This window comes from Terrabacter sp. 01T434 (genome assembly GCF_056398545.1).
This window is the reverse complement of sequence record NZ_JBFTPP010000004.1, coordinates 298,415-320,666: the sequence shown is the minus strand read 5'-3', so window position 1 is coordinate 320,666 and position 22,252 is coordinate 298,415. Positions and strand designations below refer to the sequence as shown.

Genomic DNA, 22,252 nt, shown 5'->3' with positions numbered 1-22,252 from the left:
TGCGGGACCGGTCGTTCTCGTCCAAGATAACCGAAACTGCCAGTAGTCGATACAGCAAGTACCTGTTACTTTCGAGAGATGGACCACGACCCCGAACCGCCGCCGGCACCGTCCGCGGCCCCGCGGGACGGCCGGGACTCGCGCTGGGAGCGCCACCGCGAGGAGCGCCGCGCCGCCCTCGTCGACGCGACGATCCGCGCCATCCGGACGCACGGCGCGGGTGTCGGCATGGACGACATCGCCGCCGAGGCCGGCACGTCCAAGACGGTCATCTACCGTCACTTCGACGACAAGGCCGGCCTCTACCGCGCCGTCGCGGAGCGCATCGACGGCCGCGTCGTCCGCAACGTCGGGGCCGCGCTGTCCCGATCGAGCACCCCGGCGGCCGACACGCGCGAGCTCGTCGCGTCCACCGTCGAGGCCTACCTCGCGCTCGTCGAGTCCGACACCGAGGTCTACCGGTTCGTCGTCAACCGTCCCCTCGTCGACCGGCCGCTGGCGGACGACCCGGTGGGCGGCACCGTCGACCAGGTCACGGACCAGCTCACCGGTCTGCTCCTCGAGGCCCTACGCGCGAGCACGACCGACCCCTCGCGGGCCCGCACCTGGGCCATCGCGCTCGTCGGCTCGGTCCGCGCCGTCGCCGACGACTGGCTCGCCACCCCGGAGGGTGACCGCGCCCCCCGGGCGTCGGTCGTCGACTCCCTGACCGACCTGGCGTGGCACGGGCTCGCCCCCGTCCTCGCGCCCACCACCACCACGACCTCCTGAGGTCCAGACCGGAAGGCACCAGATGTCCACGGCCACCCACTCCTCTGCACAGAGCACCGCAGAGACCCCCACAGAGACTCCCGCAGAGACTCCCGCCAAGACCCCCGACAAGGCTCCTCCGGACGCAGCCCTGGCCTCCGCGCTGCGCGCCCACCTCGACGGCCCCTTCGGCGAGGTGCGCGACCACTGTCGCGCCCTCGACGCCGCGACCTTCGGACCGCCGTCCGTGCCACTTCCGATGGACGAGCACCGATCCCGCGTCACCTCCCAGCTCAGCGCGCTGGCCCAGCAGCCGTATGCCGCGTCCGGCTTCCCTGAGCGCCAGGGCGGGACCGCACGCTACGGCGAGGCGGTGGCCGCGTTCGAGATGCTCGGCCACAGCGACCTGTCGCTCTTCGTCAAGGCGGGCGTCCAGTGGGGGTTGTTCGGCGGCGCGGTGTCGCTGCTCGGCACGAGCCGCCACGACCACCTCGTGCCGCGGCTGGTCTCGGGCGAGCTGCAAGGGTGCTTCGCGATGACGGAGACCGGCCACGGCAGCGACGTCCAGAGCCTGCTGACGACCGCCACCTTCGACCCGGCCACCGACGAGATCGTCGTCCACTCCCCCGTGCCAGCCGCGCGCAAGGACTACATCGGCAACGCGGCGCGCGACGCCAGCCTCGCAGCCGTGTTCGCCCAGCTCGTCGTCGACGGCGAGTCCCACGGTGTGCACTGTGTGCTCGTCCCGATCCGCGACGGCGCCGGCGCTCCCGCGCCCGGGGTCACCATCGAGGACTGCGGTCCCAAGCTCGGCCTCGACGGCGTCGACAACGGGCGCCTCCTCTTCGACCACGTCAGGGTCCCCCGCAGCAACCTCCTCGGCCGCTACGGCGACATCGACGACGAGGGCGCCTACTCGAGTCCCATCGACAACCCCAGCCGCCGCTTCTTCACGATGCTCGGCACGCTCGTCCGTGGTCGCATCTCGGTGGCGGGCGGAGCGGGTGCCGCGGCCCGCTCCGCCCTGGCCGTCACGACGACGTATGCCGTTGGGCGGCGTCAGTTCGCGGCCCCCGGCAGCGACGTGGAGACGACGGTCCTGGACTATCGCACCTACCAACGGCGGCTGCTGCCGAGGATCGCGACGGCATACGCCCTCCAGCTCGCCCAGCACGAGCTGGTCTCGGCGATGGACGACGTGCTCGCCGGGCGCACGACGTCCGAGCAGGACCAGCGGCAGCTCGAGACGCGGGCTGCCGGCATCAAGGTGCTGACGACGCGCCACGCGACCGACACGATCCAGGAGTGCCGCGAGCTCTGCGGCGGCGCGGGCTATCTCTGGTCCAACCGCCTGGCCGCGCTCAAGGCCGACACCGACATCTTCACGACGTTCGAGGGGGACAACACGGTCCTGCTCCAGCTCGTGGCGAAGTCCCTCCTCACGGAGTACCAGGCGACCTTCGGCGACCTCGACACGGCGGGCATCGTGCGCTTCGGCGCGCGTCTGGTGGGCGGCACCGTCATCGAACGGTCATCGGCGCGCGGCATCGTCCAGCGGCTCGTCGACGCGGCCCCCGGGCGGGAGGAAGATGTCACCTTCGGCATCCGCGGCACCCAGCTGCGGCTGCTGCGCGAGCGCGAGGAGCACCTCATCGAGGGCCTGGCCCGACGGCTGCGGCGGGCCACCGCACCCGGCGTCGACGCGTTCGCCGTCTTCAACGCGACGCAGGACCACCTCGTCGATGCCGGCACGGCCCACGTCGAGCGAGTGGTGGCCGAGACGTTCGCCGCATCTGTCGAGTCCTGCGCCGACGAGGACGCACGGGCGGTGCTGAGCAGGGTCTGCGACCTGCATCTGCTCTCGACGATCGAGCGGCACAAGGCGTGGTACCTCGAGCACGACCGGCTGAGCCCTGCCCGCGCCAAGGCGCTGACCGCCCTCGTCAACGAGGTCTGCGCGGAGCTGCGACCGCACGCGCAGACGCTCGTCGACGCCTTCGGCATCCCGGCGGGCCTGCTGACGACGGAGATGTCGGGCACCACCTGACCGCCGGCGCCCGGTGGGCCGGGTGGCCCGTGGGGCGCTGGGTCGTCAGGAGGACGGGCGCTGGTAGCGACCGCGGCGGTGGACGAGGGGCGCCTCGTCCACACCGACCTCGACGTGCTCGACCTCGGCCTCGACGAGCACCGACCAGCCGACGTCGTGACGGCTCCCCGGGTCCAGGCGCACGCCCATCCAGGTCGTGGCCGCTACCGCGCGCGGTCCCCAGGTGGTCTGTACCCACTCAGTGAGCCGGAACGGCCCACCCGGGGCCGGCATGGTGCCGGCGAAGGCGTCCGCGAGCCGCTGGTCACGGGCCCCGAGCAGGGCGATGACCGCCGTCCCGGTCTCCACGAGCTGGTCGAGCAGGTCCGCGTCGGGGTGCACGAGACCCACGACCCGGCCGGGCTCGCCCGGAGCCACGAGGTAGGACGAGACCGTGAGGCCTGCCCGGTCGACCCCCTCCCCCGAGGTCCACAGCGAGACGGTGCCGCCGATGCGACCGCGGAGCCGTCGCACCTGGTCACGGTCGCCTTCGGGCGTGTCGAACGGGTGCTCGGAGTGGATCGTCACGGGAGGCCCCCGCACGACACCGTCGGTGAGGCGAGGACGCTCACTCCGCCTCGGCGACGAGGAGAGCATCGTCGACGGCGATCTCGCCGGGCTCGACCACCCGGGCGTAGACGCCGGCGCACTGTGACGGTGTCTGCGTGATCTCGAGCGTGCACTCGCCGAGGCGCACCACGCGTCCGACGAGCTTGTCGAGGACCGACGGGTCCATGTCGAGGACGATGTTGGCCTTGGGGTGGGTCGCGACGAAGTCGTCCACCGTCACGAGGTGCACGGCGTGCTTCTTCGAACGGTTTCCCTTGGGCCCGGTCTCGGTCACCTCGACGGAGTCCAGCTCCTGTCCCGGCTCGTCGGAGTCGGGGTAGATGTAGAGACTCGACACCGTGGCGATCATGACGCCAACGCTAGTCCGTGACGTGGCGTTCTGGAGCGCGCCACGACGACCGGTCCGGCGGCGGTCATCGGTCCTCGGGCTTCGGTCACCGTCGCCGCGTCGCCGGTTGGTTAGGGTAGCCTACCTTTGCCTGCACACCCTCGACCGGAAGTCGCCATGTCCACCACCAAGATCGCGCTGCTGGGGGCCATTGCCGGGCTGACCATCTTCATCGGGCTGCCGCTCGGGCGCGTGCGTCGCCCCGCGCCACGCCTCAAGGCCGGCCTCAACGGCGTCGCCATCGGCATCCTGCTCTTCCTCCTGTGGGACATCCTGTCCCACGCCTGGGAGCCCACCGACGCCGCGCTCGCCCACCACGAGTGGAGCGTCGCGGTGCGTGGGGGCCTCGTGCTCGCGGTGGGTCTGGCCGTGGGGCTGGCCGGCCTGGTCCACTACGACAAGCTCATCGCTGCGCGGCGCGCGGCCCGGGTCCTGCGCCCGGATCCGGTCGCGGTGCCGGTCGGCGCACCGGCAGGTTCCCTGGGTGCGACGGGCGCCCCGGGTGCCGGGGGCGCCCAGACCGGCGCCATGCCAGCGGCTGGCGTCGTCGACGCGGCCAGCCTGTCGATGATGATCGCGGTGGGGATCGGTCTGCACAACTTCGCCGAAGGCCTGGCCATCGGCAACTCGGCCGCCAGCGGCGAGCTCTCGCTCGCCGTGCTCCTGGTCATCGGCTTCGCGCTGCACAACGCCACCGAGGGCTTCGGCATCGTCGCGCCGCTCGCCGGTGGGCGCGAGCGACCCTCGTGGGGCCGACTCGCCCTGCTGGGGCTCATCGCCGGTGGTCCGACCTTCGTCGGCACCCTGGTCGGACGCAGCGTCGTGAATGACACCGTCGCGATCGCCTTCCTCGGGCTCGCAGCAGGCTCGGTGCTCTACGTCGTCATCGAGCTGCTCGCCGTGGCGCGCCGGGCCGGGCTCAAGGAGCTGACCACGTGGTGCATCCTCGGCGGCCTGCTGCTCGGTTTCATCACCGACGGCGTGCTCGTCGCGGCCGGAGCCTGATCCGGCGACGCCCCCGCCTACGGGGTCGTGCTCGGACTGGACGCCGAGCCTGACTGGGTGCCGTCCGGGCTGGTTGCCGTCGCAGGACTCGTCGGCGACGGAGGCGCCGTCGTCGGCGCCTGCACGGGGGTCGTGGCCGATGACGAGGCACCGGAGTCCGCCGGGGGCGCCGGCTCGGTGCCGACGGGCGTCGCCGTTCCCGTCGCCGTTCCCGTCGCCGTTCCCGTCGCGGTCGCGGTCGCGGCGGGGGTGGCGCTCGTGGTGGAGGCGGTGGTGGGAGTCGCCCCCTGCGCGGGAGTCGTCGCCGGCTGCTCCCCGGTCACCAGCGCCTGGATCTGGCTCTGGTAGCCCAGCAGCCGGGTGCGGATCTCGTCGAGGGGAAGGTCCTGGACGGTGGTGGCAAAGGTGTTGATCTGCTGCCACAGCGTGTCGAGCCGCTGTCGGGTCGTCGGGCTGAGCTCGCCCGGGACGGTGAGGACGAGCTGCTGCGCCAAGGCGTAGGTGATGCACTGGACGCAGGAGTAGTTGACCGCGCCGGAGATGTTCTGGGGTATGGCGACATGCGCGTCACCGGTCATGAGGACGACCTGGAAGGCCACCGCGACGGTCTTGCACTGCTGACAGCTGGCAAAGGCGTAGGCCGAGTTGCTGTTGGTGACACTGGTGCCGTCGGCCCAGACGAGCGCGAAGGCGACGTCGTAGGTCGTCGACCCGTCGGTGGTGTTCACGGCGAGGGCCTGGTTGTCCCCCGCTGCCGGCGCGCCGGGGCGGTTGAACGGGAAGACCCAGGCCGGTGCCGCTCCGTCAGAGCTGGCCGACGAGGTCGATCTCGGGACCAGCACCAGGGCCAGCTGGGGGTGGTCCTTCGTCGGAGGCGCCGTGGTGGACGCCCACACGGAGCGTTGGCCCTCGCGGATCTGGCCGTCCTGGAGGCGGGCGGATCCGCCGACGAAGCTCGCCGGGGACAGCCCCTCGACGATGGTGCCCTTCTCGAAGGACTGAACCGGGCGATAGCGGTTGGCGTCGGGCCACCAGGCCCACGTCAGCGCGGCTGCCACGGCGACGACGAGGAGCGCGGCGAGCGCCCGACGACCGGGGCGCCCGGCGGTCTTCGTCCAGAGCGAGGTCGTCACGGTCTTGACGAGCCGGACGAGCACGAAGAGCGAGCCGAGCACCGGCAGGGACACGGCCACGATCGAGAGCACCCGGATCGCCACGCCGGTGAGGTCACCGCCGGCCCAGTCGAGGGTGAGGGCGTGCTCCTGCTTGAGCACGCTGCTCCAGGCGGTGCCGACCACGCGAGGCAGCGCCACGACCATGAGCACGAGGGTGGCCAGCAGCAGCGGCACGATGACGAGGACCCAGGTGGTCACCACGACCCGGGCCCAACGCTTGAGCTCGGCGGCGCGTGCCTCGGGCTCGCGGCCGGGCACGAGGGAGCGCAGGGTCGGGCCGATGCGGGAGGCGAGATCGGGGACCCCGGTCAGGTCGGCGAGGACGTGGTAACCGTCGAACCGGACCATGGGCGCCAGCTGGCGCACCATCTGGAGCAGCTGAGCGGCCAGGATCAGCAGGAGGGCGTCCCACCCGGTGAGGAGCCACACGACGAACATCGCCACGGTCACGAGGGCGTTGAAGTACAGCCCACCGAGATCGACGCGTAGGCGGCCCGCCCGGCCGAGGCGATAGCTGTCGGTGACGTCGGTGTAGAAGGCGGGCCACACGAGGTAGAGGCCGGTGCCCATGGCGCCCGGCGTCGCCCCGCCGTAGCGACAGGCCGAGGCGTGGCCGAACTCGTGGAAGCCCGCCGAGAAGATGGTGATGGCGAAGACGACGACGAGAAGGATCGGCTGGTCGAAGGCCTGGTGGGTGGCCGAGCCGAGTCCCTTCGTGAAGAGGACCCAACCGGAGATGAGCGCGAAGGCGAGGACCACGACCACGACCACGAGGGGCGTGAAGAGGGCAGCGAAGGGCGCCGTGATCCGTCGGGTCACCTCGGGGTCCGAGACGATCCAACGGAAACGCAGCGCGAGGAGCGGATTGGCCTTCTTGAGCTCGGGCTCCGACCCGTCGGGCCCGCGGACGAGGCCGAGAGGGCGCAGCTGCGCCTCGGTCAGCCTCCGCACGTCATCGGGGGCGATCCGCCGCCCGTATGCCGTGCTCACCGTCTCGGCGACGTCGGCGTAGGTTCGCGCGCCGTCGATCGCCTCGAGGACGAGGTAGAGCAGGGGCGTGAGCTGCACCGTCTGTCCGTCGGGGCGGCGGACGAGCGACGGCGGGTTGCGGTAGCCCGAGCCGGTCAGCGCGCCGAGCAGCTCGATCCCCGTGGTCGGTGCCGGTCGGTGGACTGGGCCGTCGAGGCTCGCGTCGACGGGCGACAGGGCGTGGGGTGTGGACGTGGTGGCCGGCCCCGGAGCCCTGCCGCCCGCTGACGTGAGACTCATGAGGACCCGTTACTGCTGGATCGCGGAGGTCTGGTCGGCAGTGGCCTGGGCGGTGCCGTCCAGGTGCTGGGTGATCGAGCCCTGCTGGTCGGCGATGGACGTCGCCTCCGATCCGACCGAGCCGACGTTGGCCGAGACCGAGGCGTCGATCGGTGCCGCGACGTTGGCGTTCGCGGCGACCGCGCCATCGATGGGGGCGGCGAGCTTGGCGTCCGCTGCGGCGTGGACATTGATGTCGAGCAGGTTGCCGCTCAGGGCGGAGGTCGGCGTCGGGGTCGCACTGGGCGCCGGTGCGGGGGCCGGGTCCGTCGCCGGGGTGGTCGAGCCGGCGGCCGGCGCGGCCTGGTCGATGGAGCTGTGCTGGGGCGCATGGGCGATGGCAGAGCCCGACAGGCCCTGGTCGATGTTCACGCCCTGGTGGGCCACGGCGGCGTCCGCGGAACCGACCGAGAGGATGTTGGCGCCGACCGCTCCGTTGATCGGCGCGGCGACGTTGGCGTTGGCGGCGACGCCCAGGTCGATGGGCGACGCCACGTCGAGGGCGAGGTTGAGGTCGGCGTTGAGGTCGAGAAGCGACATGACCTCCTTGTCGGGCAGCGCCGTCCCGCTCTCCGCGGCGAGCTCGTCGGCGGAAACGGGGGGCAGATCAGCGGCACTCATCGGTCACTCCATCCCGGCACCCGTGGATGCCGATCGACTTAGCTGGCAACCGGGCATACCCACTCATCTCGCCCGCGAAACTGACAGGTGGGGTGAAGTTGTCCCACGTGTCAGTTTCGCGGGCCCGGTTCAGCAGGCTTGCGTGGCCCCGTCGACGTCGGGGGGACCGTCGAGCCAGTCGTGTCGGTCGGCGGGTCGAGCGGCTCCGATCGTGGCCTCCCAGACGAGGACGCCCGCCGTGAACGGGTCTACACCGGACAGGTCGATCACGTCGTTGCGCAGGAGCACGAAGTCCTCCCGGTCACCCGGGACGCCGTGCCCCGACATCTGCATGACCGCGTCCACGAGCGCTCGGGCCTGGGGCGGAGGAGAGCACGCCCGCTGGACGTTGTGGCGGTGCCGCCGCACCTGCTCGCGGTGGGACCAGACCCGCCACACCCCCCACACGAACATCGCCAGGAACACCGCGACGGGCACAATGACGGCTTCGCCCCGAAGGGCAGGCTCGGCGCCCGTCTGCCAGGCCCGCACGATGGGCAGGGTCAGGAGGCCGATGAGCAGGCTGGCACCGAGCGGCACGTATGTCAGTGGCCCTGACGCGGGCACGGCAGCGTGCCGGGCGCGCCAGGCCGCCTTAGCCCACGTCCTCAGCTCGGCCCGTCCGTTGGCGCGCGACCGAGATGGGCCAGCACCGGTGGGGGTGCCCTCGGAACGCGTGTCCGCACCGTCCTGGCCGTCGGTCGGGTCTGGTGGTGGGGCCGGGGCGGCGATGATCGCCGACATGGCCGCAGCGTTCGCGTGGCTCACCCGCCCGGCACGGTCGTAGGTGAACAGGGCCAGGCCGAACCTGTCGGCATACTCCAGCGCCTCCTCCGAGTAGCTGCCGGAGGTGAAGTGGATCAACCCGAGCTCAGGGCTGCGCGCGTCGGCCACGAGGTCCTCCAGCGCCGTGATGTGCGTCACCGGCACCCCGAAGCTCACGTGTGCCGTGGCCGAGGCCGAGGTGATGGCGCCCGCCGTGCGCGGCCCTCCTATCGGACGCGACACGGATGCACCAGCATGACCGAGGGAGACCAGCCACCCGATCGCGGCCGCCTGCACGGCGGCCGCTGTCGTGAGCCAGGTGGAAGGGCCCGCGGGCCGGTCACCGGTGCTGGAGCTCATGGGGCCGCCTCCTTGGTCCACCGGGGCAACGTGGGCTGCTCTCCCCCAGGGGCGGGGTGCCGCTGGAGTGTGCCCACCCCGTCGATTGGTGACTCGTACCCACTACGCGCCCCAGGCGCTCGGCACCCGCCGACACCGCGAGCAGAATGGGGGTGTGCCCGCTGCGACGGTCGCGCTGCCCACCCGGTTGGCCGCATCCGGTGCCCTCCTGCTGGCCACAGCTGCCTGGGGCTCCACCTTCGTCGTCACGAAGTCCTCGCTGGGCGCTCTGGCCCCGGCGTCGTTCCTGTCGTGGCGCTTCGGCATCGCCGCGATCGTCCTTCTGCTCGCGTCCCTCCGCCGGACGCTCGCCCTGGATCCGAGGGAGCTACGGCGAGGAGCGGCGCTGGGTCTCTTCCTCGGGGTCGGGTTTCTCCTCCAGACCACCGGCCTGCAGCACACCTCGGCCGGGCTGTCGGGCTTCCTGACCGGTTCGTCGGTCGTGATGGTGCCGATCGCGGCGTCCGCGGCCTTCGCGAGTCCGGTGACCCGGACCGGCTGGATCGCGGTCGGGCTCAGTGGCGTGGGTCTGGTGCTCCTCACGAGCGGGCCGAGCGCTCCCCTGACTGCCGGTGCGCTGCTGACCCTTGCCGGGGCAGCCGGCTTCGCGGGACACATCGCCGCCCTGAGTGAGTGGGCCACGCCGGTCAACTCCGTCGGCATCACGACCGTGTCGGTGACGGTCGCGGCGGTGGTGTGCACACTGGCGGCCGCCGTCACCGGCGACCTCCCGGCGCCACCGTCGACGCAGGCCTGGACCTCGGTGGTCTACGTGGCCCTGGTCGCAACGTGCCTCGGCCTCGCGATCCAGGCCTGGGCGCAGGCGGCACTGTCCGCCGTGTCGGCGGCGGTGATCATGACGATGGAGCCGGTGTTCGCCGCCCTGCTGGCCGTTGGCCTGGGCGGTGAGTCCTTGGGCCTGACCGCCTGGCTCGGCGGGGTGGTCCTGGTGGTCGCGATGGGCGTGGCTGAGCTCGGACCGCGCGCCTGTTGCGACGCCGCTGCGCCGCGGCTGGAGTGCTGTTGAGGGCTGGAACTTCGTCGCAGCGATGGACGAACATCGCTCGCAACGAGTGGTGCGCGGACGGGCCGGCGGTGCGACCGTCGGCGGGTGCAGGCGACGCGTGCCGGCACGAGGCGTCCGACCTAGGAGTGCATCATGACCGATGAACGACTCACCCCCCGCGACGGCCGCAGCAGGGCTCCGGCCGGCCCGAGGATCAACCGGCTGACCCCGGAAGAGCGGAAGGCCCGGGGCCACGCCGCCCGCAACGAATGCCCTCGCAGTGGGCACGGACACTGGAGTCCGGCGACGAGCCGCCCCGACCCGATCGCGCTGCTCGAGGAGCAGGCGGCGACCCGGGTCCCCGAACTGGTGCCGCTGCGTTACGGGCGGATGCTGGTTTCGCCGTTCACCTTCTACCGCGGGGCCGCCCTGATCATGGCGTCGGACCTCGCGGCCACCGCACGCTCGGGACTCAACGCCCAGCTGTGCGGTGACGCCCACCTGTCCAACTTCGGCGTGTTCGCTTCACCTGAGCGGCAGCTGATGTTCGACATCAACGACTTCGACGAGACGCTCCCGGGCCCCTGGGAGTGGGACGTCAAACGGCTCGCGGCCAGCTTCGAGATCGCCGGTCGCGACCGCGGATTCGCGCCCGAGGACCGGCGGAGCGTCGTCCAGTCCGGTGTCGCCGAGTACCGCACTCGCATGCTCCAGCTCGCCGCCGCCCGCAACCTCGACGTGTGGTACGCGCACATCGAGATCTCGAAGCTCTTCGAGGAGCTCTCGGGCAGCGTCACCAAGAAACAACGGAAGAGGGCCGAGGCCAACGTCGCCAAGGCCCGGACCCGGGACAGCATGCAGGCCTTCAGCAAGCTGACCCACGTGGTCGACGGCCAACGCAGGATCGTGTCCGACCCTCCCCTCGTCGTACCGGTCGAGGATCTCATGACGTCGGAGTCGGACAGCAATGCCCTGAACGAGCAGTTCCATGCCTTGATCCGGACCTACCGCCGCACGTTGGAGACCGACCGGCGCGAGCTGCTGGAGAGCTTCCAGTACGTGCACGCGGCCCGCAAGGTCGTCGGCGTCGGCAGTGTCGGCACTCGCGCCTGGATCCTGCTGCTGCTGGGCCGAGACGGCCAGGACCCGCTGTTCCTGCAGGCCAAGGAGGCACAGGAGTCGGTGCTCGAGCGTTTCGTGGGCAAGAGCAAGTACCGCAACCACGGCCAGCGCGTCGTCGCAGGGCAACGCCTGATGCAGGCGGTGAGCGACATCTTCCTGGGCTGGGAGCACGTGACCGGCTTCGACGGCGAGGAGCGCGACTTCTATGTCCGCCAGCTGCGCGACTGGAAAGGGTCGGCGGACATCGAGGCCATGGTTCCCTCGGGGATGACCGCCTACTCGCGGATGTGCGGGGCGACCCTGGCCCGCGCCCATGCTCGCTCCGGCGACCGGATCGCCATCGCGTCCTACCTCGGCAAGGGTGACAGTTTCGACCGGGCCATCGCCGACTTCGCGGTCAGTTACGCAGACCAGAACGAGCGTGACTACGACGCCGTCGTCCAAGCCGTGAAGTCCGGCCGACTGGAGGCCGAGATGGGGCTGTGACTTCCGGATTCTTCCACCGAGCGGCGACTTCGCCCATGTCGAGCCCACGACCCCTTCAGCTGTGACCAGCTGCGCACGATTCGCGGGCGATGTTCAGGCGACGGCTTCGAGCGCGAAGAAGATGAAGCCGATGAAGCGGGTGGGGTCGAGTTCGCTCGTCGGCAGCAGCTCGGACGGAGTGTCGGGCGCCACTGGGGGCTCGCTGATCGCCGAGATCCTGAAGCCCGCGGCGGTGAACGACTCCGACATCGCGCTCAGGGAGCGGTACCAGATCGTGAGTGTGGCGCAGACTCCGTCGAAGTCGTACTCCTCCGACTTGGGCACGGTCGCGAAGTAGTTCATCTCCGGATACCCCACCGGCGGGATCGTCGGGTGGTTGACCACCACGACCAGCCGACCGCTGGGCTTCAGTACCCGACGCAGCTCCGCCAGTGGCTGCGACCAGTCCTCGAAATAGTGCAACACGAGCACAGCCAACGCGTCGTCGAACGCCTCGGTGTCATATGGAAGCGGCTGGGTCAGGTCCGCCACCCTCAGGTCAGCCTCCTCTCCCAACCGCTCCCGAGCGAGCGCGATCATCGCCTGGCTCCCGTCGAAACCAGCCACGCTTGCGCCTCGCGCGGTCAGGTCGGCCAGGAGCGGCCCGGAACCGCAGCCGGCGTCCAAGATCCGCCTTCCGGCGACGTCGCCAAGCAGGTTCAGCACCGCCGGGCGGGCGTACCACCGGTTGAACAGGCCGTTCTCGTTCGCCCGTGCGTACGCATCAGCGAAGGCGTCGTAGTGGTCTGGTTGCTGCGCAGCGGCCTGCAGTTCGGACGTCATGTCAGGTCAGAGTGCCACGACGGCGGCGGGGTGATCTGGAACCAGGCGACACCCTCGGTGTGGTGGACGTGAAGGGACTCGAACCCCTGACCTCTCGCGTGTGAAGCGAGCGCTCTAACCAACTGAGCTACACGTCCGGGCACCCCAATGCCCACAGGCCGTCGGGGTGACGCACGGAACAATAGCCGGTGCGGGCGCCGGGGCGGTAATCGGCGCCCTCTCCGTGCGATCGGCGCCGGACGAGCGGGTCAGTCGACCCCCGGGACCCGTGTCAGCAGCTGCTCGGCCCACTGGGGCACGAAGTGCGGGATCCCAGCCCAGGCGAGGTATCCCCAGATGACGCCCCACACGATGAGAAGGGTTCCGAGCGCGACGACGCCGCGCACCCAGATCGCCTGTCCCATGATCCAGTCGTTCCACCGGCCCACCTGCCGCTTGGCGACATCGAGCCACTGCTGCGCGAACTCGAACTCGCTGGCCAGGATGAGCAGTCCGAAGAAGACGACCAGCCAGCCCGGACCGGGGGCGGGGACCATGATGAGGCCCGCGATCGTCACGACGCCGCCCACGACTCCGACGACCGTGCGCCAGATGGCGTGAGTGAGGCGGTTGCGGCGCAGTCGGGCTCGCCACGCCCATCGGTCCTCGTCGGCGTCGAGCGTCGCATTGCGGTCCGAGTAGTCCACCGGGTTGGGCGCCCCGTCGGGTCGCGTGTCGCCAGCGCGGTTCGGCTCGGTCACGGGTCGGAGTCCCGCTCGGCGTTGCTCCGGAAGATGCGCTGAAGCTCGGTCGTCATGGGCCGGTCAGCCGGAAGAGTGCGGTCGTCGACGGCGTGGACCGGCAGGACGTCCTTCGTCGAGCTGGTGATGAAGACCTCCTCGGCATTCTCGAGCACGTCGAGCGGGAGGGTGGCCTCACGGATCTCGATGCCGGCGGCCCGTCCCCACTCGATGGTGAGCTCGCGGGTGATGCCGAGGAGCGGGCCCGACTCGGCCGGTGGCGTCAGCACGACGCCGTCGACCACGACGAAGATGTTGCTACCGGTGCACTCGCAGAGCTCGCCCCGCGTGTTGCCGAAGACCGCCTCGATGGCCCCCTGCTCCTTGGCGCGGGCGAGGGCGACGACGTTCTCCGCGTAGGACGTCGTCTTCAGGCCGACGACGGCCGAGCGCTCGTTGCGGGTCCACGGGACGACGGTGAGCTTCCCGCTGACAGGCGGGAGCGCCTGCGGCGCCGCGACCACGATGTAGGTGAGCGAGGCCTCATGCCGGTCGGATCCCAGTGGCCCGATGCCGCCGGTGACGCTGTAGCGCAGCCGGCCGAAGTCGATCGCGGGCCCGTCGAGCACCGCGGCCACGCCCTTGTCGACGATGGCCAAGTCGAGCGGGGGCAGGCCGAGCCCGACCGCGGACCGCTCGAGTCGCCGGTGGTGGCGGGTCAGGGCGAAGGGCTGCCCGTCCGCGATCTTGGCGGTCTCGAAGACACCGTCGCCGACCGTGACCGAGTGGTCGAGGGCGGAGACGGAGGGGCCGGTCGGGTCGACGAGATCGCCGTTGACCCAGACGCGCGTGGTGGTGCTCATGGTCCCTTCCCGGTGGCTCGGCGGCCGCCCGGAAGGCGCCCGACGGGAGCCATCATGGTGTCACAGTGCCCGCCGCCAGCCCGATGAGCCGCGCGGCCTTGAGCTCGGTCTCGGCCCACTCCCCCTCGGCGTCCGACTGCCACGTGATCCCGGCGCCCGTCCCGAACCGCAACCAGCGCCGGCCGGCCTCGTCGCGCTCAGCCCAGAACGTGCGTATGCCGACGGCCAGGTCCGCCTCGCCGGCATCGGCATCGACCCAGCCGACGGCGCCGCAGTAAGGACCGCGGGGCACCGTCTCGAGGTCGTGGATGGCGGTGAGGGCGCTGGACTTCGGGGCCCCGGACACGGAGCCGGGCGGGTACGCGCCCGCGAAGATGTCCGCCCAGCCCACGCCGTCCCGGAGCTGTCCGCTGACCGTGGAGACGAGATGCACGAGACCGGGGTGCGTCTCGAGTGCGCAGAGCTCGTCGACCGAGACGGTGCCGGGCTCGCAGACACCGGAGATGTCGTTACGCATGAGGTCGACGATCATGACGTTCTCGGCGTAGTCCTTGGGCAGCATCTCCTCCGCCGTCGTCGCCGTGCCCTTGATCGGCCTTGTCACGAGGCGGCCGCCGCGACGCGAGAGGAACAGCTCGGGAGACGCGCTGACGACATCGAGGCCAACGGCGTCGCACCGGACACGTGCCGCGTGCGGGGCCGGGTTGCCCTGTCGCAGAAGAGCATCGAGGCCGTCCAGGTCAGCGTCGTCGCGCAGCTGGTGGCTGAGCACCCGGCACACGTTGACCTGGTAGACGGAGCCCGCAGCGATCCGCTCTCGCACCTCCCCCACGGCGCCGACGTATGCCGTCCGGTCGAGTGAGGTGCGCCAGTGGCGGTCGAGCGGTTCCCAGCCCACGGCGGGAGCCGGCGGCCGCGCGAGACCGGGGCCCACGGCATACGACCTCGGGGTGACCTCGGCGAAGCGCACCGCGGTGACTGCGCCCTCGAAGGTGGCCACGACGGCCCAGAAGCCCTCGCGCGTGATCGCGTCCAGGGCTTCGGGGCCGTGGCGGACGTCGAGCACTCCGCGCGCGTCCCGGTCGGCGAAGCGGGCGTGGTCCACCCGCAGATCGTAGGGCCTAGGCCGAGAGGGCCTGCTCGATGTCGCCGGCGAGGTCGGCCGGCTCGGTCGTCGGCGAGTAGCGGCCGAGGACGGTGCCGTCACGCCCGACGAGGAACTTCGTGAAGTTCCACTTGATCTTCTTGCCGAGCAGGCCACCCTTCTCGGACTTCAGCCACGTGTAGAGCGGGTGCTCGTCGGAGCCGTTGACGTCGATCTTGGAGAACATCGGGAAGGTGACGCCGTAGTTCTTCTGGCAGAAGACCCCGATCTCCTCGTCGCTGCCGGGGTCCTGGCCGCCGAACTGGTTGCACGGGAAGCCGAGCACCGTCAGGCCCTGGGCGCGGTAGGTCTCGTAGAGCTGCTCGAGGCCACCGAGCTGGGGGGTGTAGCCGCACGCGCTCGCGGTGTTGACGACGAGGACGACGTCGCCTGCGTACTCATCCAGCGACACCTCCCTGCCGTCGATGGCGGTGGCCTTGAAGTCGTGCAGGGCGGTCACGGTGTCTCCTCTGTGGTCCGGGTCGATGGTTGGTTCGGAGCGGTGCTCGGTCGAGATGGGTCATTCGTCGGGTTCGGGCGGCGTGGCCTTTCCGTCGCGCTCGTCGCGGTCTGCCCACTCGAGGAGCGCGCTGAAGTCGAAGACCGCGTCGTCGATGCCCGCGTGGAGGTCACCGAGGCGGCCGAAGCGCTCGGGCATCGTTTCGATGGTGAAGTCCTGCGGCTCGGCGTCGGCGATCTCGTCCCACGCGAGCGGCGCGGAGACCGTGCCACGCGGGTTGCCCCGCACGCTGTAGGCCGCGGCGATGGTGTGGTCGCGGGCGTTCTGGTTGTAGTCGACGAAGAGGTCCTTCGGCGAGCGGTCCTTGCGCCACCACGTCGTCGTCACGTCGTCGGGCAGTCGCCGCTCGACCTCTCGGGCGAAGGCGAGCGCGCCGCGGCGCACGTCCTTGAAGCCCCAGTCCGGGGCGATCCGGACGTAGACGTGCAGGCCCGAGCCGCCCGACGTCTTGGGCCAGCCGACGGCGCCGAGCTCGTCGAGGATCTCGTGGGTCGTGGCCGCGGCCCGGCGCACCTTCTCGAACCCGCACTCGGGCATCGGGTCGAGGTCGATGCGCCACTCGTCGGGGCTCTCGGTGTCGGCCCGGCGGCTGTTCCACGGGTGGAACTCGACCGTCGACATCTGCACGGCCCAGATGACGTCGGCGAGACGGGTCACGCACAGCTCGTCCGCGTGCAGGCCGTAGCGGGGGAAGTGCAGCCGCACGGTCTCCACCCAGGGCGGAGCCCCGGCGGGGAGGCGCTTCTGGTGCACCTTGGGTCCGTCGACGCCTTTGGGGAACCGGTGCAGCATGCACGGCCGCTCGCGCAGCGCGTTGACGATGCCCGGGCCGACGGAGAGGTAGTAGTCGACGAGGTCGCGCTTGGTCTCGCCGCGCTCGGAGAAGTAGATCCGGTCCGGGCTCGAGAGGCGCACGGTGTGGTCGCCCACCTCGATCTCCACCGCCGGTGCCTTGCTCGCCGCAGCCATGAGCGACAGCCTACGGACACCCGGGACGGCATACGGCCTTCGGCCGACGAGGGGAACGAGCGGAAGGGCCCGCCGACGTGAGTCGACGGGCCCTTCCAGCGGAGCGGACGACCGGGCTCGAACCGGCGACCTCAACCTTGGCAAGGTTGCGCTCTACCAACTGAGCTACGTCCGCCTGCCACCCCGTGGAGCCGGAGCCCCGTGGGTGCGAGGTAGACCATAGCGGACGGTCGGCCGGAGTGTGAAACCCACTCTCCGAGTGGCCGTTCGGCTACTTCTGGACAGCCATCTCGCCGAGCTCGGACCACTGCGTCCCCTCGACCGTCGTGTTGACGATCTTCGGCGTCGCGGACAGGTAGGCGGGCAGTGTCGAGGTGGCCTCGGCGAAGTGCGAGCTCTGCACGTGGGTACCCCCGGCCTCCTCGTCACGGAAGGCCTCCACGAGGACGTACTCGTTCGGGTCGTCGAGGCTGCGCGACCAGTCGAACCACAGGCAGCCCTCCTCGGCGCGGCAGGCCTCGGTGAAGGCCCGGGAGATCTCGGGCCAGTCGTCGGCGTGCTCGGGCTTCACGGGGAACTTCGCGGTGATGAAGATCAAGGGGATCACTCCTGGAGGCTCGAGGATGGTTTCGTCGACAGCCTAGGGTCGTCATCCCGAACGAGTGATGACCTACTCCTCCGGCCGCCGGTTCGATGGGCGTATGTGCCGATGGATGGTGTACTCAGGTGACCCGGTCCTGGCCGAGGACCTCCTCTTCAAGCCCCAGCACTCGCTCATCGAGCAGAGTCTCCACTCGCGCATGGGGGCGACGACGACGAACGGCGACGGCTTCGGGATCGGGTGGTACGGCGAGGGTCCCGTCCCGGCGATCTTCAAGAGCGTGGACCCCGCCTGGAACGACGAGAACCTCCGCGAGCTGACCAAGCAGGTGCGGACCCCCCTCATGTTCGCCCACGTGCGCGCCTCGACCGGAACGCCGGTGCAACGCAGCAACTGTCACCCGTTCCGGCACGGCAACTGGCTGTGGATGCACAACGGGGCGGTCTTCGGCTTCCACCAGCTGAAGCGGGAGCTGATGTTCGCGGTGGACCCGTCGCTCTACCCCGACGTCGAGGGGTCGACCGACTCCGAGACGCTCTTCTTCCTCGCCCTGACCTTCGGCCTGGAGGACGACCCCCTGACGGGCGTGGCCCGGGCCGTCGGTTTCGTCGAGGACCTCGCCGAGCGGCGCGGTGTGGCCAATCCGATACAGGCGACGATGGCGACCAGCAACGGTGAGTCCGTCTGGGCGTTCCGGTACTCCACCCAGCACCAGAGCCGGACGCTGTTCCACTCGACGGACGTGACCCAGCTGCGCGCGTTGCACCCCGAGGTCGAGATGCTGAGGACGTTGAGTCCCGAGGCACGCCTCGTCGTGTCCGAACCACTCCGTGACCTGCCGGGGGCGTGGCGTGAGGTGCCGGAGTCGTCCTGCGGCATCATCCAGCCCGGCGACGACGAGATCCGTGCGTTCTCGCCCATCCCTCCCGTTCACGTCGCCTGAGTTCGTCGCCTGAGTCCGTCGGCTGGGCACCGTCCGCGCGGACGATGCCCAGCCGAAACCAGCCGGCAATCAGCCGGCGAGAATGCGGGCCTTCTGTGTCTGGAACTCCGCGTCCGTCAAGACGCCGGAGTCCCGGAGCTCCCCGAGCTGCTTGAGCTTGTCGAGGTCGACACCAGTGTCCTGAGGTGGCGGTGGCGGGGCGGAGTCCTGCTCCGGCGCCGGCTCATACGCTTCCTCTTGCGGCTGCTGTTCCTTGGCCGCCCAGCGCCCAGCTTGACGGCGCGACACGCGGTTCGACACCGCCGTGGCCGTCCCGGCGACGACGGCAGTCCTGGCCATTCCACCGATGAGTCCCATCGTGTGCTCCTTCGTACGTACGTGATTGACGTTCAGGTCGACGCTCGGATCGGGGTCGGAGCTACTGGGCGGCACCCGCCGACGCCTCGGCCGCCTCCAGCTCCTCGAGGCGGGCGATGACGGTGTCAGCCGGGATGCGGACACTCGCCACGACCTCGGCACCCGCCCGGCGCATGGCCGAGACGAAGGGCCCGGCCCACGTGTTCTCGTAGACCAGGAGGGCCACAGCGTTCCCGGGCTCGACCAGGGAGGCTGCTTCCTTGAGGTCGTCCTCGTCGAGCAGGTCGGACTCGACACCTTCGAAGACGGCCAGGTCGAGGGTGCCGTCACCGTCGAGGTCGGAGATGGCCATGGCGGTGACGGTCCCGTCATCCGCCCGGACGAGAGCCTTCATGTCGAGGACGCGGATGATCCCTCGGTCGACGAGGTCGACGAGGATGGCCAACCCCTCGCCGGTCAGCCTGGCACCGGGGAACTCCAGTGCGAGGTAGTCGATCGGTCCGACATCGACGTTGACGCTCATGTCCTGCCTCCTTGGTGGCTCTCCACTGACACCTCGACCCTCGCCGCCGGCGGGTGGCGGCCGCATCGCTCCTCGAGGATGAGTGAACGCCACGGCGGCGACGCCTAGATCCCGCTGTGCTGGTCAGGGGCGTCGGCGTCGTCCACCTGGTGGACGGCGGTCACGCCGATGCCCAAGGACTCCAGCAGGGAGAGGACGAGCGACAGGGTGTCCTCGGGGCCCATGGGGAAGCGCAGGATCGTCGCTCCGCCGATGTTGCGGCGCTGCAACGGCACCGGCGAGTCGGTCAGATCCGTGGCCAGCTCGCCGTCGAGGATGACCTCGTACTCCCGCATGGCACACCTCACTTTTGTGAACCCTGAGTTTTCGCTGACGCCCCCGACCACCCATGACTAGCCTCGAAGTGTCAGGGGTCAATACGCATCCACCTACGGGGGTGACATGGTCGGCCCGCGTCACGCTCGCATGTCGACTCCCTTGCCGTCGCCGGGTCTCATCGATCGTCCGCACCTGCTGTCCCTGGTCGACCGTCGGCCGGTGGTCGTGCTCGCGGGCATGGCCGGCTACGGCAAGTCGACGCTCCTCGCCGCCGCTGCCCGGCGGCACGCCGCCCGTGGCGCAGCACTGTGGCTGACCGTCGACGAGTCCGACCGCGAGCCCGTGCGTCTCGTCTCGGACCTCCTGACCGCAGCCAGCCTGTCGGGGCTCGACGAGCTCGGCGCAGGTCTCGAGCCATTGCGCGCATCGGCGCTGCGGGCGGAGCCACTGACCCTCGTCGACTCGCTGCTCGAGCTGCTCTACGACACCGCTGTGCCGCTGACGCTGATCCTCGACGACCTCCAGCACCTCGCCGAGTCGAAGGCCTCGGTGCGTGTCATCGACCACGTCCTCCGGTGGGCACCCGCCAACATGCGGATCGCGATCGCGGCACGGGTGGTCCCTCCGCTGCGGGTGCAACGTCTTCGTCTGGAGGACCGACTCGAGTACATCGCGCACGACGAGCTCGCCTTCAGTCGGGAGGAGTCGGCGGAGGCCGTCCGGGCCGCCGGCCTGCGCCTGGACGCCGACACGATCGACACGATCCACCGGGTGACGGACGGTTGGCCGGCGGGCGTCCGCATGGCGATCCTCGCCGCCCGCCAGAGCGGCCGACCCCGTCAGGTCCCGATGCAGCTGCGACGGGACCAGGCGCTGGCCGACTACCTCGCCACGGAGGTTCTCGCTTCCCTCAGTGACGACCTCAGGAGCTTCGTCCTCGACAGCTGCCTCGACGAGCAGGTCTGCTCGTCCCTCGTCGACACCATTCGGGGCACCCACGGCTCGGAGGCCTATCTTGAGCAGTGTCTGGCCGACGGTCTGTTCCTCACCCGCGGAGACGTCTCGTCCCAAGAGGCCTGGTATCACTGGCATCCGCTGTTCGCAGCGCACATCCGTCGACGTCTGGCGACCGATCTGCCGGAGAGAGCCGTGGCCCTGCACGCGGCTGCTGCGGAATGGTGGGCCCCCGTCGACCCGCCGACCGCGATCCGACATGCGATGGCGGCCGGCAACGAGGAGATGGCCTCGAGGATCTTCGCGGAACGCTGGTCCGACCTCTTCCTCGAGGGACGCGTCGATGCGGTGCTCGACGCAGTGGAGCAGCTCCCGCAGGTTGCTGTCTACTCCAGTGAGGCGCACCTCGCGAAGGCCCTGATCCTCGGACAGCGGGGCAGCCATGACGCTTCCCGCTCGGAGCTCGAAGCCGCGCGGGCTGCAGCGGACCTCCTTCCGGAGGCCGCGCGAGCCCGACTCGAGGACCGAATGGCAATCGTGGAGCTGCTGCGCACGGGGTACGACCAGGGGCTTGGCTCCGCGGTCGAGTCCGGCGCAGCTTTGCTGGATCGGCTGGACCGGAGTGAGCGAGCGCCCGATCCTGCCATCCGGGCCGCGGTCCAGGTGTTCGTCGGTATGGGAGAAGCGCGGCTGCAGAGCCATCCCAAGCTGCCCCTGGAGATGCTCCGATCGTCAGCCGCCACGGCACACGAGGCCGGCTTGCTGGCCCTCGAGCTGACAGCCCTCGCCGAGTCGTGCATCCCTGCCATCGGCGAGGGAAACCTGACCGAGGTCCACGACCTCGCCGCCGGTGTGCTCGCGCGGGCCGAAGAACGCGGCTGGGTGGGCCTCGTGACGCTGGCCCCTGCTGTCGCCTATCTCGGCTGGTTCGAGTACTGGCGTGGCAACATGCGCGACGCGCAGGTCCTGCTGCAGCGAAGCCTCTCCTTGGTGCTCCCCTTCGACTGGGAGCTGCGGGGACTCGTCCTGAACTTCCTCACCAAGACCGCCCTGTCGTTGGGCGACCTGCGCACAGCGCGACGCAACGCAGCGGAGATCGCGTCCATGATCGAGGCCGGTCACCTGGCACCGTCGTGGCCCTCCATGCTGGCTGGCCTCGAGGGGCTGATCCTCCTGGCGAAGGGAGACATCAGCGACGCGGTGGCTCTCGCCACCCGGCCCCCCAGCTCCCCGGAGTACCGGTTGGCACCCACCCTCCGGGCCAAGGTGCTCCTGCTTGCCGGCCGCCCCGAGTTGGCACTGGCCGAGCTCGACCGGGTCCCGGCCCCCGACGGCTTCGTGCAGATCGAGTGCCTCTCGCGGTGCATCGGGGCTCAGGCGCATGCAGCCCTGGGGCAGGTGGACGCGGCCCACGTGTCACTCGAGCTCGCCCTCGCGGCAGCCGAGCCGGACCAGCTCTACGGGCCCTTCCTCGGCGCCGGCGATGCCATGACGGATCTGCTCAAGACCCACCTGCGCCACGGCACTGCTCATCCCACAGCAGTGACCCACGTGCTCGGACGCATCGTCGAGGGACAGCACCAGAACATCACCGGCTGGGGCGAGCGGCTGACCGACCGCGAGCGGGTGATCCTCCAGTACCTCGCCACCAACCTCACCAACGCGGAGATCGCCGAGGCCGAGTACATCTCCCTCCACACGGCCAAGACCCACATCGCCCACATCTACCAGAAGCTCGGCGTCAGCAGCCGTCGGGCGGCGATCCGTCGCGCCGCCGAGCTGGAGCTCTACTGAGGTCC

General features: G+C 70.5%; 22 protein-coding genes and 2 tRNA genes. 7 read left to right on the top strand and 17 right to left on the bottom strand.

Translation table 11 applies throughout. The annotated features are described in order from the left end of the window. Positions 1-78: 78 nt before the first annotated feature. Positions 79-771, top strand: coding sequence for a TetR/AcrR family transcriptional regulator (locus AC1DIW_RS11090; protein WP_478108161.1), 693 nt, complete (start codon positions 79-81; stop codon positions 769-771). Positions 772-793: 22 nt separating this feature from the next. Then, on the top strand, positions 794-2,797 hold the full coding sequence (locus AC1DIW_RS11085; RefSeq protein ID WP_478108159.1) for an acyl-CoA dehydrogenase family protein: 2,004 nt from the start codon (positions 794-796) through the stop codon (positions 2,795-2,797). A 45-nt stretch (positions 2,798-2,842) separates the two neighbouring features. Here AC1DIW_RS11085 and AC1DIW_RS11080 read toward each other — a convergent pair whose 3' ends face one another. Beyond that, positions 2,843-3,364 (bottom strand): flavin reductase, encoded by a 522-nt coding sequence (locus AC1DIW_RS11080; protein ID WP_478108157.1) that lies wholly within the window; start codon positions 3,362-3,364, stop codon positions 2,843-2,845. A gap of 40 nt (positions 3,365-3,404) precedes the next feature. Beyond that, complete coding sequence (locus tag AC1DIW_RS11075; RefSeq protein ID WP_442280746.1) at positions 3,405-3,755, bottom strand: hypothetical protein; 351 nt, start codon at positions 3,753-3,755, stop codon at positions 3,405-3,407. A 156-nt stretch (positions 3,756-3,911) separates the two neighbouring features. On the opposite strand from AC1DIW_RS11075, the gene AC1DIW_RS11070 reads away from it, so the two are divergent. Further along, positions 3,912-4,799: a ZIP family metal transporter gene (locus AC1DIW_RS11070; RefSeq protein ID WP_442280745.1), complete on the top strand. Its 888-nt coding sequence runs from the start codon at positions 3,912-3,914 to the stop codon at positions 4,797-4,799. Between the two features lie 17 nt (positions 4,800-4,816). Here AC1DIW_RS11070 and AC1DIW_RS11065 read toward each other — a convergent pair whose 3' ends face one another. The 3 genes from AC1DIW_RS11065 to AC1DIW_RS11055 form a co-directional block, all read right to left on the bottom strand. Beyond that, positions 4,817-7,243, bottom strand: a complete 2,427-nt coding sequence (locus AC1DIW_RS11065; RefSeq protein WP_478108155.1) for a zinc metalloprotease — start codon at positions 7,241-7,243, stop codon at positions 4,817-4,819. A gap of 9 nt (positions 7,244-7,252) precedes the next feature. Continuing rightward, the gene (locus tag AC1DIW_RS11060; protein WP_478108153.1) at positions 7,253-7,903 is read right to left on the bottom strand and encodes a peptidoglycan-binding protein; all 651 of its coding nucleotides are present in this window, start codon (positions 7,901-7,903) and stop codon (positions 7,253-7,255) included. Positions 7,904-8,032: 129 nt separating this feature from the next. Next, on the bottom strand, positions 8,033-9,067 hold the full coding sequence (locus AC1DIW_RS11055; RefSeq protein WP_442280742.1) for a hypothetical protein: 1,035 nt from the start codon (positions 9,065-9,067) through the stop codon (positions 8,033-8,035). 154 nt (positions 9,068-9,221) lie between these two features. On the opposite strand from AC1DIW_RS11055, the gene AC1DIW_RS11050 reads away from it, so the two are divergent. Together AC1DIW_RS11050 and AC1DIW_RS11045 are read left to right on the top strand one after the other, a co-directional pair. Further along, positions 9,222-10,133 carry a DMT family transporter gene (locus AC1DIW_RS11050; RefSeq protein ID WP_478108151.1) on the top strand — a complete coding sequence of 304 codons (912 nt, stop codon included), beginning with the start codon at positions 9,222-9,224 and terminating at the stop codon, positions 10,131-10,133. A gap of 132 nt (positions 10,134-10,265) precedes the next feature. Next, a complete protein-coding gene (locus tag AC1DIW_RS11045) occupies positions 10,266-11,720 on the top strand; it encodes a DUF2252 domain-containing protein (RefSeq protein WP_478108149.1) in 1,455 nt (484 codons plus the stop codon). 93 nt (positions 11,721-11,813) lie between these two features. Here the strand turns inward: AC1DIW_RS11045 and AC1DIW_RS11040 are convergent, their stop codons facing one another. From AC1DIW_RS11040 to AC1DIW_RS11000, 9 genes are all read right to left on the bottom strand, one after another. Next, positions 11,814-12,542 (bottom strand): class I SAM-dependent methyltransferase, encoded by a 729-nt coding sequence (locus AC1DIW_RS11040; RefSeq protein ID WP_478108147.1) that lies wholly within the window; start codon positions 12,540-12,542, stop codon positions 11,814-11,816. Positions 12,543-12,602: 60 nt separating this feature from the next. Next, positions 12,603-12,679, bottom strand: a tRNA-Val gene (locus AC1DIW_RS11035). Between the two features lie 111 nt (positions 12,680-12,790). After that, on the bottom strand, positions 12,791-13,282 hold the full coding sequence (locus AC1DIW_RS11030; protein WP_478108146.1) for a TIGR02611 family protein: 492 nt from the start codon (positions 13,280-13,282) through the stop codon (positions 12,791-12,793). Further along, complete coding sequence (locus AC1DIW_RS11025; RefSeq protein ID WP_478108145.1) at positions 13,279-14,124, bottom strand: aminotransferase class IV; 846 nt, start codon at positions 14,122-14,124, stop codon at positions 13,279-13,281. The genes AC1DIW_RS11030 and AC1DIW_RS11025 overlap by 4 nt, the downstream gene beginning before the upstream one ends. A 52-nt stretch (positions 14,125-14,176) precedes the next feature. Beyond that, positions 14,177-15,229 (bottom strand): chorismate-binding protein, encoded by a 1,053-nt coding sequence (locus AC1DIW_RS11020; protein WP_478108143.1) that lies wholly within the window; start codon positions 15,227-15,229, stop codon positions 14,177-14,179. A gap of 16 nt (positions 15,230-15,245) precedes the next feature. Further along, a complete protein-coding gene (locus AC1DIW_RS11015; RefSeq protein ID WP_478108141.1) occupies positions 15,246-15,728 on the bottom strand; it encodes a glutathione peroxidase in 483 nt (160 codons plus the stop codon). A 60-nt stretch (positions 15,729-15,788) separates the two neighbouring features. Further along, entirely contained in the window at positions 15,789-16,757 is a 969-nt protein-coding gene (gene ligD / locus AC1DIW_RS11010; protein ID WP_478108140.1) for a non-homologous end-joining DNA ligase, read from the bottom strand. Between the two features lie 102 nt (positions 16,758-16,859). After that, positions 16,860-16,932 (bottom strand) — tRNA-Gly (locus AC1DIW_RS11005). A 96-nt stretch (positions 16,933-17,028) separates the two neighbouring features. Continuing rightward, positions 17,029-17,355, bottom strand: a complete 327-nt coding sequence (locus AC1DIW_RS11000) for a putative quinol monooxygenase (RefSeq protein ID WP_478108222.1) — start codon at positions 17,353-17,355, stop codon at positions 17,029-17,031. Between the two features lie 115 nt (positions 17,356-17,470). Between AC1DIW_RS11000 and AC1DIW_RS10995 the strand changes: the two genes are divergently transcribed. Then, positions 17,471-18,301 carry a class II glutamine amidotransferase gene (locus tag AC1DIW_RS10995; RefSeq protein WP_478108139.1) on the top strand — a complete coding sequence of 277 codons (831 nt, stop codon included), beginning with the start codon at positions 17,471-17,473 and terminating at the stop codon, positions 18,299-18,301. A gap of 69 nt (positions 18,302-18,370) precedes the next feature. Here AC1DIW_RS10995 and AC1DIW_RS10990 read toward each other — a convergent pair whose 3' ends face one another. The 3 genes from AC1DIW_RS10990 to AC1DIW_RS10980 all read right to left on the bottom strand — a co-directional run bounded on the left by AC1DIW_RS10990 (position 18,371) and on the right by AC1DIW_RS10980 (position 19,516). Next, positions 18,371-18,658, bottom strand: a complete 288-nt coding sequence (locus AC1DIW_RS10990) for an SHOCT domain-containing protein (RefSeq protein WP_478108137.1) — start codon at positions 18,656-18,658, stop codon at positions 18,371-18,373. A 61-nt stretch (positions 18,659-18,719) separates the two neighbouring features. After that, positions 18,720-19,181 carry a DUF6325 family protein gene (locus AC1DIW_RS10985; RefSeq protein WP_478108135.1) on the bottom strand — a complete coding sequence of 154 codons (462 nt, stop codon included), beginning with the start codon at positions 19,179-19,181 and terminating at the stop codon, positions 18,720-18,722. Between the two features lie 104 nt (positions 19,182-19,285). Continuing rightward, positions 19,286-19,516, bottom strand: coding sequence for a hypothetical protein (locus tag AC1DIW_RS10980; RefSeq protein WP_478108134.1), 231 nt, complete (start codon positions 19,514-19,516; stop codon positions 19,286-19,288). 130 nt (positions 19,517-19,646) lie between these two features. On the opposite strand from AC1DIW_RS10980, the gene AC1DIW_RS10975 reads away from it, so the two are divergent. After that, a complete protein-coding gene (locus AC1DIW_RS10975; protein ID WP_478108132.1) occupies positions 19,647-22,247 on the top strand; it encodes a winged helix-turn-helix domain-containing protein in 2,601 nt (866 codons plus the stop codon). The last annotated feature ends 5 nt before the right edge of the window (positions 22,248-22,252 follow it).

Coding starts and splice junctions, on each gene's coding strand:
- AC1DIW_RS11090 (WP_478108161.1), top strand. CDS start 79: ATGGACCACGACCCCGAACCGCCGCCGGCACCGTCCGCGGCCCCGCGG.
- AC1DIW_RS11085 (WP_478108159.1), top strand. CDS start 794: ATGTCCACGGCCACCCACTCCTCTGCACAGAGCACCGCAGAGACCCCC.
- AC1DIW_RS11075 (WP_442280746.1), bottom strand. CDS start 3,755: ATGATCGCCACGGTGTCGAGTCTCTACATCTACCCCGACTCCGACGAG.
- AC1DIW_RS11070 (WP_442280745.1), top strand. CDS start 3,912: ATGTCCACCACCAAGATCGCGCTGCTGGGGGCCATTGCCGGGCTGACC.
- AC1DIW_RS11065 (WP_478108155.1), bottom strand. CDS start 7,243: ATGAGTCTCACGTCAGCGGGCGGCAGGGCTCCGGGGCCGGCCACCACG.
- AC1DIW_RS11060 (WP_478108153.1), bottom strand. CDS start 7,903: ATGAGTGCCGCTGATCTGCCCCCCGTTTCCGCCGACGAGCTCGCCGCG.
- AC1DIW_RS11055 (WP_442280742.1), bottom strand. CDS start 9,067: ATGAGCTCCAGCACCGGTGACCGGCCCGCGGGCCCTTCCACCTGGCTC.
- AC1DIW_RS11045 (WP_478108149.1), top strand. CDS start 10,266: ATGACCGATGAACGACTCACCCCCCGCGACGGCCGCAGCAGGGCTCCG.
- AC1DIW_RS11040 (WP_478108147.1), bottom strand. CDS start 12,542: ATGACGTCCGAACTGCAGGCCGCTGCGCAGCAACCAGACCACTACGAC.
- AC1DIW_RS11025 (WP_478108145.1), bottom strand. CDS start 14,124: ATGAGCACCACCACGCGCGTCTGGGTCAACGGCGATCTCGTCGACCCG.
- ligD (WP_478108140.1), bottom strand. CDS start 16,757: ATGGCTGCGGCGAGCAAGGCACCGGCGGTGGAGATCGAGGTGGGCGAC.
- AC1DIW_RS10995 (WP_478108139.1), top strand. CDS start 17,471: ATGGTGTACTCAGGTGACCCGGTCCTGGCCGAGGACCTCCTCTTCAAG.
- AC1DIW_RS10990 (WP_478108137.1), bottom strand. CDS start 18,658: ATGGGACTCATCGGTGGAATGGCCAGGACTGCCGTCGTCGCCGGGACG.
- AC1DIW_RS10985 (WP_478108135.1), bottom strand. CDS start 19,181: ATGAGCGTCAACGTCGATGTCGGACCGATCGACTACCTCGCACTGGAG.
- AC1DIW_RS10980 (WP_478108134.1), bottom strand. CDS start 19,516: ATGCGGGAGTACGAGGTCATCCTCGACGGCGAGCTGGCCACGGATCTG.
- AC1DIW_RS10975 (WP_478108132.1), top strand. CDS start 19,647: ATGTCGACTCCCTTGCCGTCGCCGGGTCTCATCGATCGTCCGCACCTG.